The following is a 13,850-nucleotide window of genomic DNA, read 5'->3' as shown; positions in this document are numbered from 1 at the left end:
TGGTACACTTGAAAATGTATATTCCTAAAAAAGTGTTTTAGGAATTGTTATCGCGTTCTATTGCATCCTACACAATTCGTTTTAATTGATAAACATTGATATAGATTTGCAGTGAAATTTGAAGCAGCACGTCCGCCATTGATTTCTTTTCTGTTTAAATCAGAAATTGCTTTTTTGTTGAGTTGTAATGATTTTGAGTTTTTGTTGTTTTTCATGATTTCTATTTTTCTTGGTAGTTAATTTTTAATCTATTGTGATAAAAAAGGGCACTAGAATTATTTAGCGCGTTGAATATTACATGCATCTAAAGGAAAACTGCAAGCTTGTATAGGAAAGCTGATAGAGTCAGCCGCATGTCCACCGTTGAGTGCTGTTTCATTTAAATCAGATACAGACTTTTTATTGAGTTCTAAAGATTTGTTTTTTTTGTTCTTCTTCATGATTTTCTAGTTTTTGATTGGTTTAAATCCGTCTTTCATTTTTTTATAGTAGGCAAGCTTTGCCTTTGTAAAATTCAACTTGCTATGGCTTGTTTTTTTCATGATTTCAGTTTTTGGATTAATACTATTTATTTTGACCAGTCAATGGTGTGACATGTTACACAAACACTTCTTCTACAGGTATTCTGTGTATTTGCAACACCTCCAGTCACCTCTTGAACATTGAATTTTGACACCGATTTTTTGTTGAGTTCCAATGCGTTTTTCTTACTGTTTTTTCGATTATTTTTCATGACTTCTTGTTTTTATGGTTTGAATGTTACTTTTGTTGTTTCATTTCAAGTTCTTGTCTTGTTTTTCTAGCATTTCCATTTCTGTGTGGAAGATTGTATCTGCTATATCTTTGATCTTTGTTATTTCTGTTGTTTTCCATTGTGTTGTTTTTTAAAGAATTCTCAACTTCCTCAGAAAAGGGTCTAAGGAAGTTTGAATTCGTTTTGATTTAGATTAAAAAATGATTGTTAGTGTATCCTTGCTGATTTTCCTTTAACGGAAAGTATCACAGCCTGAAAAGCTGGCACATGTAGTATCTTCGTACGATTGCGCACTTTCTACTGGCGATTTGAATCCTGCTTTGATACTTTCTAAGTTTGAGATTTTTGATTTCTTAAAATTGAATTTGTTAAATGATTTTGTTTTCATGTTTTTTATTTTTTTGTTTTTAATGATTTACGATTATGGGTTTTTCGGTGGAGAACAATCATCAAATCTGCTTATAAAAAGTGCGGTGTCGCAAACGGTTGCAGAGACATTTGTTGTTTTCCCTCCTGTGACCTTTTCCATGTTCGAAATGTTTTCCATACGCAAGCGTAACTTGCTTTTTGATCTATTTTTTTTCATACTTATTTTATGATTTTGGTGAAATTGGGTCTTTCTCTTTTGCTTCACAAGTAATACATGTGTTGTTTATAATTGTTTGACAATTACCTGCATGACAACTACTTAAAGAAGAAGCGCCTCCTTTGAGTTGGTTAAAGTTTGAAACAGTTGCCTTTTTCAAATTGAACTTGTTAATTGATTTTTTTTTCATAATCTTCTATGTTAAAAGTTTTAATTTGGTTCTACAGATGACTAACAAAATGTATCCGTACTCATACACAGCGCTGTGTCTCCTGTTTTAAATGGTAATAAGCCTCCTTTAATTTTCTTTAAATCTGAAATGATTTCTTTTTTAAAGTCTAATGCTTTTGATTTTCTTTTTTTCATATCTCATATCTTGTTAATGAATACTTTTACCTATTTTATTTCACACTTATCGCAAGTTTTGCAGGTTAAGTTTGAAGGGCACAAATCACTCTGACAAATAGGCCATGAATTACTCGCTACTCCTCCGGTAACTTTACGCAATCGAGAAATATTCTTTTTATTCAATCGCATCTTTTTTAATGATTTCCTTTTTTTCATAATTTTTGGTTTTAAAAGTTTTAATTTGGTCATACAGGATCTTCAGGACAGTATGGTGCTCTAGTCACACATAGTACTGTATCGCCTGTTCTAGATGGTTTTAAACCACCATTGATTTTCTCTAGATCTGAAATAATTCCTTTTTTCAGGTTTAATGTTTTTGATCTTCTTTTTTTGATGATTTCCATGTTTGAGATTTAGCTTCCATAAAGCGTAGCGCACAGATCACTATAGCAGTACAAAGGCGTTGAAGTACCACCTCCTTTTTGCTGCAATCCGTCATGGCTATTTTCTATATTTGAAATGATTCTTTTCTTGAAGCTTAATCTGATTAGTGTGTTGTTTTTCATAGTCAAACTTCTATTGCTTTAAAGAGCTATTGGTGAAATGGAATCGGAACTTTCAATGAAGTAAAACAGGAGTGTCCCCAACTTTTGGCTTCTCGAGTTTCTGTCCCTTGAAAGTTTGAAATTCGCGTTCTTCTAAATGGTAGAAACTTTAGTGATTTTCTTTTCATAATTGGTGTCTTTTTGGTTAATGAATAATTGATTTGTTTAAAATGCTAAATCAATGTAGTGTATGAAGTTGGCGGCATGCATTCAGCACATTGTGAAAAAAAGCTTAAACCGCCTGCCTTTGCTTGTTCTTTTTGTTCAGCTCCTGCTGCGCCTCCATTGACCAATTCTAAATTTGAAATAGTTCCTTTTTTTAGTGCTAGTGTTTTTAATGATTTTGTTTTCATAATTGATTGTGTTTTAATTGTTACTACTTATTTTTTTGTGCTGACTGACAGTTATCTGTTCTACAGTTGGTGTTGCAGCCTGTCAGCGCTTGATCACTTTGTGTTGCTCTTTGGAGTCCACCTAAAATGTGAGTTTCATTTAAGGCTGAAATGACTCGTCGTCGCAACTTCGTTTGGTTTGTTTTTTTCTTCATCGTGTGTTGTGTTTGTTATGATTAGACATAGGAATCCCACCTATCTGCAAATAGCGGTTTTTAAGTCGCTATTTTACAGATAGTTAACTAATTCCAATAAATAATTCTGTTGAATGCGTAGCGAGTGCGCTACTAGAAACATACCATTTACAATTTCAAATTATAACTGGTATTAGAGTTTTTCTACTTTCGATTTTCCTAACATAAAACCTTTGGAAACTCTTGCACTGCCTTTGTATTGAATGAGTCCGTCCCCCAAACTTGTAACACTGAGTTTTTTGGAAACGTTGAATTTTAATTTTCCATTTCCTAAAGATTTTACTTTGGTGATTTTATTTTCAACTCCTAGTAAGTTGATTTCGTCTTCTCCAAAAGCAGTAACATTTTGATACGGAATGGTTCCAGAACTTACTTCTAAGTAATTTTTACCAAACGAAGTGATATCTAAGTTTTCAATTGCTGCTTCTTGGATAAACATTTTTGTATTTCCAATGAGTTTTACTTTGAGATTTTCTTGCTGCATGGCATCTTCAAAGGTGAATTTTTCTTCTCCAACAAGTGCAATTTTGCCCAAATCTTTATAGGTAATGACAATTTTTGCGATCGTTCCTTTGTACACCGAATTGTCATCCCACTTGATAGATTGCTCATCGTCTAAATTTACTTCTGCTTCTGCATTTTGTAAAAATACTTTGAGAACTTTGTCCTCAACTTCGATGTTCATTTTGTCAGAAGCAATGGTGAGATTTTCAATTGTAATCGATTCTTGATCGCCTTGTTTGAAAACCGCTTGAATGTGTGGGCTTACAACTATTTTGTCAAAAGGATTTACCGCTACAGTTTCTGGTGAAGCTGCTTGCGTATTTTTGAAACTAAAAAATAGAACTGATGGATTTTTCACATTCTTGTTTCTATTTTTTTGCATGCGTCTTTTTTTATTTTTTTTCATGATTTCAGGTTTTAGGTATTATATCCAAAGGGTTTCTGTCAATTCTTGCTTGCTCATCACTTTTACATCTTTGACTACTCTTCCGTAATCGAACTTGATGATACGATCTGCACTGTGGAAATACGCATCGTCGTGTGTTACCGCAACTACTGTTTTTCCTGCTTCTCTGAATTTTGGAATGAGTTCCTCGTAGAAGAATCGTCTGAAATGTGGATCCTGATCTGCTGCCCATTCGTCCAAAATCAATAATGGTTTATCTTCTAACATGGCAAATATGAGCGATATACGCTTGCTTTGTCCTTTAGAGAAGTTGCGTCGCACAGAGGCATCTGAATCATCTGGCACTACTTTGTCCATTTGCATGATTTTTAACCATTCGTTGTAGATAGCATTTTCTTCAAGGACATAATTATCGTAATTGTGTGTAAAGATGTGGTTGTCTGTAAATACCGCAGAAATCATGTTCTGTAATTTCCCTTTGATATTTTCTGATTCTCCATTTAAGAGTATTTGTCCTTTGGATGGCGTGTAAATTCCCGTCAAGGTATTGATAAAAGTACTTTTACCCGAACCATTTCCTCCAACTATAAATACGACTTCACCACTTTTAATTTCTAAGTTAATTGGTCCTAAAGCAAAAGAATCTGATTCAGGATCGTCACTATAGTTAAAGTGAACATTCTCGAAACTTAAGGTATCAAAAGAATCTACATGTGCTTCTTGTAACTCGTCGTGGTTGTCTAGCAGTTTAAAGTCGCGCAAGAAATTGTTAATTCGCATATTCGCTACCATAAATCGCGTATACATTTGCTGCAAGTTGATCAAATTGTTGATCGGTCCAGAAATAAACATCACAATCACTACATACGAGATGACATCGGCTCTTTCTAACAGGTTTAATGCTGGTAATGCAAACAAAATAACTGCAATAACAAAGTACAATCCATATTGACTTATCAAGTTGATTGAAAGGAAGATATAATTGATTTTAAAGTCTAAACCTTCAGCCTTATCACGGTTAGGTGCTAAAAACTTATTCATTAAGTTTTCTCTTCTAAAGAAGCTAATTTTCAATTCTTTAAAACCATCCAATACATCACCTACGTACTGGTAATAGTGTTCGTTGTATTCGCGCAAGGTTGCTACTTGTTTCGACATAGAGTTTACGACAATAAAGTAACATGCTGCTACAACTAAAATTAATCCGATTACGATTAGTGCAGAAGATGCTGAAAGTGTAAACATATATACCAAACACAAGACAAGCATTAATACCGAGTTTACTGTGTGCGTTACGGTATAAGGTAAGGTTGAAAAGGTTCTTAAATCTTCTACAGCAGTTAAAAAGCGTTTCGGTCCAAATCGTTCCAAACTTAACATTGGCGCTTTTAAAATTTGATTGAATATTTTTTTCTCATTGCTGTATAAAATGTTAAATGAGAACTTATTGAGCCATTTTTGAAATACAATATTCAGTAAATACGTATATACAACTAAGGCCGTAAAAACAATCCCCATATGAGCTTGAAGAAATCCTGGATTTCCGGAGAGTACGTTATTTATAATGTATACAATGCTAAAACTTAAAACCGTATTTGGCAATGCGTACAGTACGATATAAATAATGTTTTTTGGTTTAATGTTAAACATGTTTTCTAGTTTTTAATTTGTTTGTGTTTGATTTTATAGGTAATTAGGAATTCTTATTTTGATATCCAGTTTCTCTTTGTTGACGACTCCAATCAACTCTTCCACATGCTTTTCGGAAGTAATGAATGTTAATTGATTTTGAAGTCTCGTAAAGAGTTCTAAGATGCGGTCTAATAATCCGTTTCGTTCGCTGATGTTGACCACTTTTTCAGAAACCTGTTCATATAGAAAGTTGAGACTTCCTAAGGTATATTTGAATCGTATGGATAGTGATTCTGACAATGTCATTTTGTTAATAGTTACTACTTCTTGGTCATAGTCGTAACGCACACCTGTTTTGGATTCCAATAGGTATACGTAGGTATTTTTAATATCGTAAGCTACTTGAGGAATCGGTTGCGTGTTAATGTTTGTATAATTCATCTTGGTTTGTTTTATGAATTCGTTCTAAGAAAAATTCAGCATTCTATATGTTATGTGTTGGTTAACAATAGATAAATAGCAGGTGTGTTCGCATTGTAAAGAATGCAAATTGGTATGTTTTATAAGTATGGTTGTGTCTGTTACAGTGCTGCGTATACTACGCTTGAAGCGTTGCGAATGACGTTGGCGATTGCTCTCGTATGATTGTGAATAAAAAAGTGATTTCCGTCTAAGATATTAGATTCGAGCTTTTCTGTGGTAAATCGTTGCCAGTTGTCAATTTGATGCGATGTTTTTTCTTCCGTGCCCATCAAGGCGATGATAGGAACATGTAATAAGATGCCTTCTTCTGTATAGGTTGATTCTTTTTCTAATACTTCAAAATCAGCTCTTAATATCGGATCAAAAAAGTTATATATTTCGTCATTGTTGAGTACTTCATCTGGTGCGCCGCCCAATTCGATCAATTCGTTTTTAAAGTCGATCGCGTTCATAAGATAGCGCGTTTTCTGTGGCATTTCGTTTCCTTCATTATCGATAAGAAGCGTTCCTGGACCTGAATTCCCTGTGACAATCAATGCTGATGGCGGATCGCCTATTTTTTGCATAAAGTTTGCTACTGAGACTCCTAAGGTTGCGCCCATACTGTGTCCATAAATGACAAAAGGTTGCTTGTTGCGCAATGCTCTTATTTGTTGACAATAATCGTGTATGGCTGCTTCTTTATCTCTGATCAGTGTTTCTCCGTATCGTTTTCCTCTGCCGGGAAGTTCTAGCGGAATACATTCCACTGAGTTAGACAGATACTCTTTTAAAAAGTCAAAAGAGTATCTGCTTCCTCCCGCAAAGTGTAATAGAAATAATTGTACTTTGCGTTTGTTCATTATACGTATATTTTATTGGTTAACTTATTGCTTACTTCTGTTTTGCTCTTCGTTGTTACCGAAGCCTGGTTTTCTCACATTGATTTCGTTGTTTCCGAAGTTATACGTCAATGAGAAACGTACGAATCGGCTACTGTTGTTCTCGTTGTATATTTGTTGGATGTTATTCACTACCGAAGTATAATCTCTTAAGAAATTGGAGTTGAATACATCATTGAAAAGAACAGAAGCGTTTAGTTTGTTGTCTAAGAAACTTTGTCTAAAAGAAATGTTTAATCCAGAAGTTTGTCCAAATTCATACAATCCTCTTTTGTAATTTGAACTGTATACATAATCCACCTGCATTTTAGTGTTTTCTCCTAACGAAAGTGTATTGTTTGAGGTTGCATAAAAACGAACGCCGTTTTGTGGTCGCGCAGCTAGTGTATTGTCAAAATCACTGGTAGATCCTAGTAAGTATACTGAGTTTTGCGATTGCCACCATTTGGTAATGTCAGTTGAATAACTTTGTCCAATTCCGTAGAAAAATTCGTCATAGTAATTCTCTCTTGTAATTACCTGATTGTTTGAAGCTTCGTTCGCTCTAAATACCAAACCATAACCATCGCTTAAGATGTTGGCAAATGCATAAGTTCTCCATTTTCTTTTGTAGGTATAACTCAATTCAAAGTTATCAGTGAATGATGGCTGTAAGAACGGGTTTCCTTCAGAGAAACTTGTACTGTTGATATAGGTTCTAAAAGGATTTAAATCTGCAAAGCTTGGACGATTGATTCGTTTTCCGTAGTTGAAATAAAACGAGTTGTTTTCTTTCGCATAACTCACATAGAATGTTGGAAATAGTTTTGAATAATCGTTGTCATTTGTTTGATTCAAGGTTTGTGAAAAACCAGTAGTTTGCGTTGCTTCAAATCGTAATCCTAATTGCATGCTCCAATGCTCGTTTAAGTTTTTGGAAGCACTTACATAAACCGCTTGATTGTTTTCCTCGTATTCAAATACGTTTGACTGATTTGGATCAAATACAGGCGCTCCTGAGCTTTCATCAAAAAACTCAATATCACTGTCGGTTCTAATGACACTATATTTTGCTCCATACGAAATGTTTGCAAATTTTGTTGGATGCTCCATATCAGCACGAACACTTACGTTGTTGATTTCTTGATCCGAAATGTTTCTCGCTGCTTGATCAAGTGCAACAAAAGCTCCGTTTGCGTCAAAGATATCTGCAGTAAACTGGTTGTCAGTGGCTGCATTGTAATTAAAGTAATCTATATCAAAAAATAAACGTCTTCCCAAGGTATCTAAAGTAGATTCTAAGTGTGCGTTTAACGAGTGACTTGTTCTGTCTAAATCTGCCGCTCCATTGTTGATGATAAATGCATCTGCATTGTTATTGTTGTCAAAGATAGTCGTTGCGTTTCGATAGCGTCTGTCAGGATTGCTTTTGTTTCCTTGATATTGCACTCCGATCGTGACTTTATCTGTAAGATCGTAATCGACAGTAAATCTTCCGCTTAAATCGTCTCGCTTTTGTTTTTCATCTCCATCTAATTTCCAAGGTCCGTCTTGAAAGAAAATATCCAAATCTGCTTTGTTTCGGATATCTCCTGTAACACCGCTTGCGCTTAAGGTGAATCTGAACTTGTTTTTGTTATAGAAGAAGTTGTTTCGTAAGGTATAAAAGTTGAACGTGTTTTGATCCAAACTTAAGGTAGTTGAATTTCTCCAAGAGTTTCGTTTACCTTTCTTCATAACGATATTGATCAATCCGCCTTCTCCGGCAGCATCATATTTTGCTGGTGGATTGGTAATTACTTCAATACTTTTGATGTCTTCCGCAGAAATTGAGTTTAAGTAGTTCACCAATTCCGCTCCTGACAATTCAATCAAGCGATCGTCTACCATTACTCTAGAAGCGCCTTTCCCTAACATGCTAATGCTTCCATTTTGAATAATGATTCCTGGTGCCACGCTCAACGCATTGATAGCGTTTCCTCCCGCTGCCGAAATATTGTTTTCCACATTCAATACCAAACGATCAGGTTTGTATTCAATGAGTTTCTTTCTTGCAGTAACCACGACGGTTGCCAATCTATCGGCTTCCAGTGATATTTCTCCAAGAGACATATTTTCGTTAAGTGTTATTTGTTTGGTCCAGTCTTTACTCCCTATAAAGCTGACAACCACAGTGTAGGTTCCTTTATCTAAAGTTATTTTGAAAGCTCCGTTTTCATCTGATATTGTTCCTGTTACTACCGTTCCTGCTGCATCTTTTAATACAACATTGGCAAAAGGAAGTGGACCTGTTTCATCTTTTACGCTACCGCTTAGTTCTACTTGTGCGAATACTAAACATGGCAACATGATGAACAACCATATCAGGCTTGCTTTTGTGTCATAAAATACTTTTTTCATAATAATTCTAATTTGTGTATTGGTTTGAAAGTTGACGCCGAAAATAAGACTTATTTTCCTACTTCACCTCCCAACTAACCCTTGTTTATTGGTAAAAATTTTAGTATGTTTTTTGGACTTAAATTAGCTTTTCCTAATTTTTCTGATAGTTCAGGAGTGCTAATAAATTCGATTTGAATTCCGTTGGTGCGTTGCCTACATGTCATGTCTAAATAAATTTTTCTGTTAATATTAATGTTCTTTGCTACAGTGTTGGGATTGGGTTGTATATCAAATTCTCCACCTAAGGGTTGAAAGTTTACAGTTCCTTGTCGTACAGACGCAATGTCTACTGCACTTTCTTGTATAAAATCTTTTCGAATGGTTTCGAAAGGAATATTTTGATGTTGTCTTGCTTGAATGTATTTGAGTTGTAATGCCGTACATCGTTCTTCAAAAGAAATTGTTTCTTTTTGTGTGATCGGTAATGGCAGCATATTGTTGATAACTCCAATGACATTGGAAGCGTCAAAACTTTCTGAGCTGCGTTCGCGGCCGTTGACAAGCATGAGTTGTATGGAAATGGCTTCGTCTTTTAACTGCTCCATTACATATTCATGATATGCCATACATACTACCGAAAGCGATACTTTGATGTGATTCGCATAGTTTTGTAATGTTGTAAACTCATCACCTATAATTGTGTATGTTTCTGCGATATAACTCGTTTGCTTCAGCTTTTCAGTGAGTGTATTGTGCTGCAAGTTTTCTACTAAGAACGATTTCCAAAATGCTCTCGATGCTTTCCCTGTTTCGCTTTCCAAGAAATGCTGTTGCCAAGTTGCAAAGTGCAAACTTGAATACATCGTTTCCTGTTTGGTTAGTGTACGCTTGAAAATATAATCTCGCAGTACATCGTGTAAGATTTGAGCTGAGTGCAAGTCTATTAAAACGTGACTCATTGCCAAACAAAACCAAGTACGATCGCTAATGCTATCTTTTAAGATTTGTAAACGTGTGGAAACTCCGTTGATAATATCAAATTTTTGTAATGCAATTTCTTCTTGCCAAGTTTCTAATACTTCATTGGTGATGTTTGCTTCCTTATATATTGTTTCAATTTGTATGGTATTATCCGTACTTTTCTTTTGGTATATTTTTCCGTCTTTCTCGATGAATTCTATGTGTAACTCTGGAAAGTAACTTAAAAACTGCTGTACTTCTTGTCCTAAAATTTCATCCACATCTTGTGGTAATACAAATGGACCAATGACTGCCTGAGATTCAGGGAAGTTCATCATGTGCTTTTGATTTTCTGAAATTTCAACGAGTGTTTCTTTATTAAAATTAAAAGCCGTTACCGTGCAAAATTCATCCACATCGTCAGAAGCTTCTGAAATACCTTACTGCTAATTCCGCTGCAATCGCTTCAATATCAGTTGCTTTTAACACTTGCTCAGGACGAATGTTGTATCCTACTTTTTTAAGCTCGTGTAATAACTGAATAAGCTTGATGGAATCGCCGCCCAAATCATAAAAGCTGTCTTTGATACTTACTTTGGAAACGTCTAAGATGTTTTTGATGATCTCAACTAGCTGTAGTTCCGTTTCTGTGCTTGGTGCTACAAAGGTGTTTCCTGTTTGTAATTCTACTGTGTTTGGATGTGGCAAGGCTTTCTTGTCAATCTTTCCGTTTGGTGTCAGTGGCAATTCATCCAAAATGATGAAATACGAAGGCATCATATATTCTTGTAAGCGTGTTTTTAAATACGAACGCAATTCAGGCAAACTGAATGCTTCGTTGGTTTCTAAATACGCTATTAATAGTGTTTCTCCTTCTTTGAGTTCTTTTGCTTGTACTACAGCTCTACGAACATTGGCATATTTTTGTAAGGTACTTTCAATTTCGCCCATCTCAATTCGATAGCCACGAATACTGATTTGATGATCTTTTCTACCAAGAATTTCAAGATTTCCATCAGGTAGCCATCTTCCTAAATCGCCTGTTTTATATAAACGTTCTTTTGTGTTTACTGGATTTTGAACAAAGCTTTTTGCTGTTAATTCTGGTTGATTTAAATAACCAGGACTTACGCCCAAACCAGAAGTACATAACTCTCCTACTACGCCAATTGGACATAATTCCTTGTTGGCATCCAATACAAACATGCGTGTATTTCTGATCGGTTTTCCGATTAAGATTTTACCATCTTCAATTTTTGAATTCATTTGGAAGAATGTCGTCACATCCGAACATTCTGATTGTCCATACGTATTCACCAATTCAATAGTTGAGTGAATGTCAAAGAACTTATTGACATAACTTACTGTCAACTTCTCACCTGTTAGAATGATTTTTCTAAATCCTTTTAGTTTTGCTTCTTCCTGAATCGCAAATAAAGCATTTAACTGTGATGGAATTACTTCTAATACTTCAACCTTGTTTGCTAAGGCTTTATCAATAAGTGAAGGAATGTTTTGGAGTTCTGACATGGTTGTCAATAACACTTTTCCTCCCAAGAATAATGGTGTCCACAATTGCCAAATCCCACCTACAAAATACATTTTAGACGTGTGACAAATGGTGTCGCTTTCATCTAAATCGAGTAATTCAATTTTACTGTAAATGTGATTTACAATTCCTTTGTGTTGCAACATACACCCTTTTGGTACACCAGTAGATCCTGATGTGTATACGATGTATGCTAAGTCTTCTATGCAATATGCTTCCGCTAGATTTTCTGAACTGTAGTTTGATTTTTCAACAGCAAACACTTCAATTTCTTCTTCCTTAATGACGAAATCAGTGTTTTTAGTGATGTGTGCTAGTTTTTCTAACGGAATGTTGATATTGATTGGCGAACAACACGCTCTTGTTTTTAAGATTCCCAATAAATAAATTAAGTAATCACCTGAGCGTTCTAAACGAATTCCAACAATATCACCTACTTTACTATTGTAATTTTTTTGAATGAATCTCGCAAACTGATTGCTGAGTTCATTGAGTTGTTTGTATGTGTAACGTATGTTTTCAAATTCAATCGCAATGTTGTTTGGCGTTTTTTCCACTTGCGCTTCAAACGATTCTACCAACGTTTGCATTGCTGCAACATCGCTAGTTTTTGTATTGTTGAACGTTTCTAACAAGATTACTTTTTCTTCCTGAGCGATAAACGGTAATTTTCCAATCGCCGTTTCAGGTGCTTGTAATGCGGCTGCTAATACATTTTTGAAGTGCTTTATGAAATCTTCCACAAAAGCATCTTCATATATGTCCGTATTGAAGTTTACTTCCATAGACAAGTACTCGCCTATTTCTTGAAACGTGAACAGGAAGTCATATTTACAGAAACCTTCGCCTTGTACACTAATTTCTTCTGTATTTTCAATCACGATGTCTGCAGTACTTTCGTTGAAATTTTGCAATAACAACATCACATCAAAAATTGGGTTGCGACTGTTGTCTCTTTTCAATTTAAGTTCTTCCACCAATTGATCAAAAGGATACTGTTGATGCTTATACGCATCAAAGGTGGTCTTACGTACTTTTGTAAATAATGAGCTAAACGAATCCTCCGCAGCCACCTGAGTTCGCAACGCGATCGTGTTTAAATAAAACCCAATTTGGTTTTCTAACTGCACATGATCTCTTCCCGCAGACGGACTTCCAATGATAAAATCATCTTGCGATGTGTAACGGTAAAATAAAGAGTTCATTACGGTAATTAATGCCATAAATAAACTTCCTTCATGCTGATTTGCAAAATCTTTTAACGCTGTCGTAGTCGCTGCGTCAATATAGGTTAACAAGGTTCTTCCACTTGTCGTTTTAAGCAACGGACGCTTTTTTTGCGATGGCAATTCCAATACTGGAATTTCACCAGAAAATTGTTGCTTCCAGTGATTTGCTGCTGCTTTTTGTGCGGCACTCTGTAAGTTTTCTTGTTGCCAGTTTGCAAAATCTTTGTACTGAATCTCTAATGGATCAAGCATTGGCGCTGTTCCCATTTGCAAGGTTTGGTAGAAGTGCATTACGTCGTTCGTCAATACATTCATAGACCAGCCATCACTGATAATATGATGTATGTTGAAGTAGAAAACACTTTCATTTTGCGCTACTTTGATAATAGCTGCACGCAATAACGGCCCGTTAGACAAATCGAATGGTATGATGGCATCCGAATTGATAAACTGTACAGCTGCTTGCTGTGGGTTTTTCGCCGTAGAAACGTCTTTTCGCTCAACTTTAAAATTGAGTTCATCTAACGAAAGGACAAACTGACGTACGTCTCCATTGTCAGCTTCTCTAAAAACAGTGCGTAAGATTTCGTGTCTTTCTATCGTTTGAAAAATTGCTTTTTCAAAATTTTCAATATCTACATCTTCTGAAAATACGCGGTGTTGTGGCATATTGTACGCAACAGATTCTTTTTCAAATTGACATAGAATCCACAAACGTCTTTGCGCAGAAGATAACGGATAGTGTGCTTGTGTTGGCACATTTGGTATGAGTTCATACGCAGCCGTTGTATCCTTTTTGTGTTCTTTGATAAAATCGATCAACGCTTGTTTGTTGGATTTAATATCCTCAATCAACGTAGCCGTAAGAGCTCCTTTCGGAGCCTTTACGTCTAAGCGCTCATCCACTACGTCAATTTTCACATTGCGCATTTTGAGTGTATGTAATATTGTTTCAATCATGATAAG

16 protein-coding genes are annotated in these 13,850 nt (G+C 35.4%); all 16 read right to left on the bottom strand.

The window, feature by feature from the left end; translation table 11 throughout:
- Positions 1–47: 47 nt before the first annotated feature.
- The 16 genes from MK119_RS15580 to MK119_RS15505 all read right to left on the bottom strand — a co-directional run bounded on the left by MK119_RS15580 (position 48) and on the right by MK119_RS15505 (position 13,844).
- Positions 48–215: a hypothetical protein gene (locus MK119_RS15580; RefSeq protein WP_290680463.1), complete on the bottom strand. Its 168-nt coding sequence runs from the start codon at positions 213–215 to the stop codon at positions 48–50.
- A 60-nt stretch (positions 216–275) separates the two neighbouring features.
- Positions 276–440, bottom strand: a complete 165-nt coding sequence (locus MK119_RS15575) for a hypothetical protein (protein WP_290680461.1) — start codon at positions 438–440, stop codon at positions 276–278.
- A gap of 128 nt (positions 441–568) precedes the next feature.
- On the bottom strand, positions 569–733 hold the full coding sequence (locus MK119_RS15570; protein WP_290680459.1) for a hypothetical protein: 165 nt from the start codon (positions 731–733) through the stop codon (positions 569–571).
- A 253-nt stretch (positions 734–986) separates the two neighbouring features.
- On the bottom strand, positions 987–1,142 hold the full coding sequence (locus tag MK119_RS15565) for a hypothetical protein (RefSeq protein ID WP_290680457.1): 156 nt from the start codon (positions 1,140–1,142) through the stop codon (positions 987–989).
- Positions 1,143–1,347: 205 nt separating this feature from the next.
- On the bottom strand, positions 1,348–1,530 hold the full coding sequence (locus MK119_RS15560; RefSeq protein ID WP_290680455.1) for a hypothetical protein: 183 nt from the start codon (positions 1,528–1,530) through the stop codon (positions 1,348–1,350).
- A gap of 41 nt (positions 1,531–1,571) precedes the next feature.
- Positions 1,572–1,706: a hypothetical protein gene (locus tag MK119_RS15555; RefSeq protein ID WP_290680453.1), complete on the bottom strand. Its 135-nt coding sequence runs from the start codon at positions 1,704–1,706 to the stop codon at positions 1,572–1,574.
- Between the two features lie 227 nt (positions 1,707–1,933).
- The gene (locus tag MK119_RS15550; protein WP_290680451.1) at positions 1,934–2,092 is read right to left on the bottom strand and encodes a hypothetical protein; all 159 of its coding nucleotides are present in this window, start codon (positions 2,090–2,092) and stop codon (positions 1,934–1,936) included.
- 188 nt (positions 2,093–2,280) lie between these two features.
- Complete coding sequence (locus MK119_RS15545) at positions 2,281–2,421, bottom strand: hypothetical protein (RefSeq protein ID WP_290680449.1); 141 nt, start codon at positions 2,419–2,421, stop codon at positions 2,281–2,283.
- 45 nt (positions 2,422–2,466) lie between these two features.
- Complete coding sequence (locus tag MK119_RS15540; protein WP_290680447.1) at positions 2,467–2,646, bottom strand: hypothetical protein; 180 nt, start codon at positions 2,644–2,646, stop codon at positions 2,467–2,469.
- A gap of 366 nt (positions 2,647–3,012) precedes the next feature.
- Positions 3,013–3,789 carry a DUF2807 domain-containing protein gene (locus MK119_RS15535; protein WP_290680445.1) on the bottom strand — a complete coding sequence of 259 codons (777 nt, stop codon included), beginning with the start codon at positions 3,787–3,789 and terminating at the stop codon, positions 3,013–3,015.
- 18 nt (positions 3,790–3,807) lie between these two features.
- Complete coding sequence (locus MK119_RS15530) at positions 3,808–5,439, bottom strand: cyclic peptide export ABC transporter (protein WP_290680443.1); 1,632 nt, start codon at positions 5,437–5,439, stop codon at positions 3,808–3,810.
- 33 nt (positions 5,440–5,472) lie between these two features.
- Positions 5,473–5,862, bottom strand: coding sequence for a hypothetical protein (locus tag MK119_RS15525; protein ID WP_290680441.1), 390 nt, complete (start codon positions 5,860–5,862; stop codon positions 5,473–5,475).
- Between the two features lie 140 nt (positions 5,863–6,002).
- Positions 6,003–6,746, bottom strand: coding sequence for an alpha/beta fold hydrolase (locus MK119_RS15520; RefSeq protein ID WP_290680439.1), 744 nt, complete (start codon positions 6,744–6,746; stop codon positions 6,003–6,005).
- A 24-nt stretch (positions 6,747–6,770) separates the two neighbouring features.
- Positions 6,771–9,164 carry a TonB-dependent receptor gene (locus MK119_RS15515; protein WP_290680437.1) on the bottom strand — a complete coding sequence of 798 codons (2,394 nt, stop codon included), beginning with the start codon at positions 9,162–9,164 and terminating at the stop codon, positions 6,771–6,773.
- Positions 9,165–9,238: 74 nt separating this feature from the next.
- Positions 9,239–10,522 (bottom strand): condensation domain-containing protein, encoded by a 1,284-nt coding sequence (locus MK119_RS15510; protein ID WP_290680435.1) that lies wholly within the window; start codon positions 10,520–10,522, stop codon positions 9,239–9,241.
- A 4-nt stretch (positions 10,523–10,526) separates the two neighbouring features.
- Complete coding sequence (locus MK119_RS15505; RefSeq protein ID WP_290680433.1) at positions 10,527–13,844, bottom strand: amino acid adenylation domain-containing protein; 3,318 nt, start codon at positions 13,842–13,844, stop codon at positions 10,527–10,529.
- Positions 13,845–13,850 lie beyond the last annotated feature (6 nt).

This window comes from Kordia sp., from assembly GCF_022447245.1.
Classification (GTDB): Bacteria; Bacteroidota; Bacteroidia; order Flavobacteriales; family Flavobacteriaceae; genus Kordia.
This window is presented reverse-complemented; position numbering and strand designations above follow the sequence as displayed.

Excerpts from the sequence above, each read along its gene's own strand:
- MK119_RS15580 (WP_290680463.1), bottom strand. The coding sequence starts at position 215 with ATGAAAAACAACAAAAACTCAAAATCATTACAACTCAACAAAAAAGCA.
- MK119_RS15575 (WP_290680461.1), bottom strand. The coding sequence starts at position 440 with ATGAAGAAGAACAAAAAAAACAAATCTTTAGAACTCAATAAAAAGTCT.
- MK119_RS15570 (WP_290680459.1), bottom strand. The coding sequence starts at position 733 with ATGAAAAATAATCGAAAAAACAGTAAGAAAAACGCATTGGAACTCAAC.
- MK119_RS15565 (WP_290680457.1), bottom strand. The coding sequence starts at position 1,142 with ATGAAAACAAAATCATTTAACAAATTCAATTTTAAGAAATCAAAAATC.
- MK119_RS15560 (WP_290680455.1), bottom strand. The coding sequence starts at position 1,530 with ATGAAAAAAAAATCAATTAACAAGTTCAATTTGAAAAAGGCAACTGTT.
- MK119_RS15555 (WP_290680453.1), bottom strand. The coding sequence starts at position 1,706 with ATGAAAAAAAGAAAATCAAAAGCATTAGACTTTAAAAAAGAAATCATT.
- MK119_RS15550 (WP_290680451.1), bottom strand. The coding sequence starts at position 2,092 with ATGGAAATCATCAAAAAAAGAAGATCAAAAACATTAAACCTGAAAAAA.
- MK119_RS15545 (WP_290680449.1), bottom strand. The coding sequence starts at position 2,421 with ATGAAAAGAAAATCACTAAAGTTTCTACCATTTAGAAGAACGCGAATT.
- MK119_RS15540 (WP_290680447.1), bottom strand. The coding sequence starts at position 2,646 with ATGAAAACAAAATCATTAAAAACACTAGCACTAAAAAAAGGAACTATT.
- MK119_RS15535 (WP_290680445.1), bottom strand. The coding sequence starts at position 3,789 with ATGAAAAAAAATAAAAAAAGACGCATGCAAAAAAATAGAAACAAGAAT.
- MK119_RS15530 (WP_290680443.1), bottom strand. The coding sequence starts at position 5,439 with ATGTTTAACATTAAACCAAAAAACATTATTTATATCGTACTGTACGCA.
- MK119_RS15525 (WP_290680441.1), bottom strand. The coding sequence starts at position 5,862 with ATGAATTATACAAACATTAACACGCAACCGATTCCTCAAGTAGCTTAC.
- MK119_RS15520 (WP_290680439.1), bottom strand. The coding sequence starts at position 6,746 with ATGAACAAACGCAAAGTACAATTATTTCTATTACACTTTGCGGGAGGA.
- MK119_RS15515 (WP_290680437.1), bottom strand. The coding sequence starts at position 9,164 with ATGAAAAAAGTATTTTATGACACAAAAGCAAGCCTGATATGGTTGTTC.
- MK119_RS15505 (WP_290680433.1), bottom strand. The coding sequence starts at position 13,844 with ATGATTGAAACAATATTACATACACTCAAAATGCGCAATGTGAAAATT.